This is a genomic window from Allobosea sp. P1_A7 (assembly GCF_056406775.1).
On the sequence record NZ_JBFTZN010000531.1, the window covers coordinates 1 to 1,732 of the forward strand.

2 protein-coding genes are annotated in these 1,732 nt (G+C 69.0%); both read right to left on the reverse strand.

Annotation, left to right across the window (positions count from 1 at the left end; all coding sequences use genetic code 11):
- On the reverse strand, positions 1–680 hold a 680-nt coding region (locus tag AC1D34_RS37295), incomplete at its 3' end, for a DUF2950 family protein (protein ID WP_476826990.1).
- Positions 677–1,732 (reverse strand): tail fiber domain-containing protein (locus tag AC1D34_RS37300; RefSeq protein ID WP_476826991.1); only part of this gene is annotated, 1,056 nt, incomplete at its 5' end. The genes AC1D34_RS37300 and AC1D34_RS37295, both read right to left, overlap by 4 nt.

Genomic DNA, 1,732 nt, shown 5'->3' on the forward strand with positions numbered 1-1,732 from the left:
AGGATCTTGTAGTAGTAGCCGTGATAGGGCGTCTTGCCCTGCCCGCCCTTGTAGCCTTCGCGCTCGGCCTGCGCGGCGAGAGCGCCMAGCGGACTGGCCTCTTCTCCTGCCCCGGTCGCCCAGAACAAGCCGTCGCGCTTACCCGGGCGGCTCGCGACCCGCTGGGCATAGGAGCCTGGCCCGGCGCCGGTTCTGTCCTTGCTCGCATAGTCGTTCTGGGCGTCGACATAGGCCAGGCTGACCTGGATCGCATCGAGCTCATTGCGCCCGAGGCGCCTGAACAGGATTTCCTTGCGCCCGGCCTCKGTGTCGAACCGCCACTCCCCGTCCTTGCGCAGGATCGGGATCGGGAACGGAAAGTCATTCTGACCRACGAGCAATGTCGCCTTGTCGCCGTCGACCGYGACCTGGTGCTTGGCCTGATAGGCSGAGAGAAAGCGCTCCCTGTCCGCCGCGTCGGCGACCTCGTCGCCGGAAAAGACGATGTCGCGCCCCTTGAGCCCGAGAACGCCGAGCATCGGGCCGGTCTCGCTGGTGCGGGCGGCTTCCACAAGGGCTRCGGCGGCCGCCTCGGGYGTCTTGAAGCGCTGTTGCGCGCTGGCTGCGGAGATCCCGRCCAAGGTGGCAGCCGCGATTGCGAGGCTCAGCCATCGCCGACGRATCCGGTTGAGGTGCATCATGGCAGCATACCTCCGGACATCTCCGGGACAGTGGCRCGGCATAGTGCCGTCGCCGCACATTCATGGCGGATGGTTCCGGTCGGTACGTGCGAGCCGGATGCCAGCCATTGATCGTAGGTCTGGAACCGCACCCCGATGCGCTCGTAATAGACACGCAGGAAACCATCGGCGCCCCGTGTCACGGCGTCGGGCGCGACCTCCTGGACCTCCTGCGCCATCACGCCGACATAGCGCCTGTCGCTGCCCCGATAGGCAAACCGGTAGAAGCCGATGCCATTCCGAAGCCGGCCGAGCTCGACGATATGATCCTTGAGCGCGATGTCGGAACGCCGCCCACCGCCGCCCCCRCGACCGCCGCCTCCACGCCCACCGCCGCCACCCATGCGCGCGCCACCGCCGCCGCCCATGCGTGCCCCGCCGCCGCCAAACCCGCCGCCTCCCGCTCTGGGTCCGCCGCCAAACCCGCCGCCGCCCATCCGCGCTCCGGCATGAGCGAAGCTTGCCTGTCCGCGCTGGGATTGCAGATTGGCGGCCCTGCCGGGCTGCATGTTGCCGAAGGCATTGTCGCGGCGCGGACCAGCCGCCCGATTGACGTTGCCGCCGCCGGGGCGAYTGGCCTGCGCCGGCCGCTGCGCCGGCCTTTGCGCATTCGGGCGGTTCTGGCGCGCGCGGTCGGCGGTGGCAGGACGGTTCCCTGCSCCGCGATCGGGACGCGCWGCACCGGCGCCGGCATTGGGGCGATTGCCGGCATTGGGTCGGTCAGGCCGATTGGCCCCCTGCCCGCGATCCGGCCGGTTGCCAGCTCCGGYGTTGGGGCGATCGGGCCGGTCCGGGCGGGCCTGRTTTCCGTCCCGCCCGCGAAAGTCCATGCGTCCGTCGCTGCCCGGRCGYGAGGTGTTCGCAAACCGCTGCTGAACCTGCGAATTGCCGTATCTGACCCCTTGGCGATGCTGCGGATTGTGCTGCCAGTGCGTCACGCGATCGCGGTTGATATTGATGTTGTTGTTGTTCCAGTTGATGTTGCCGCCCCAATAGCCGCCGGTCGCCCAGCG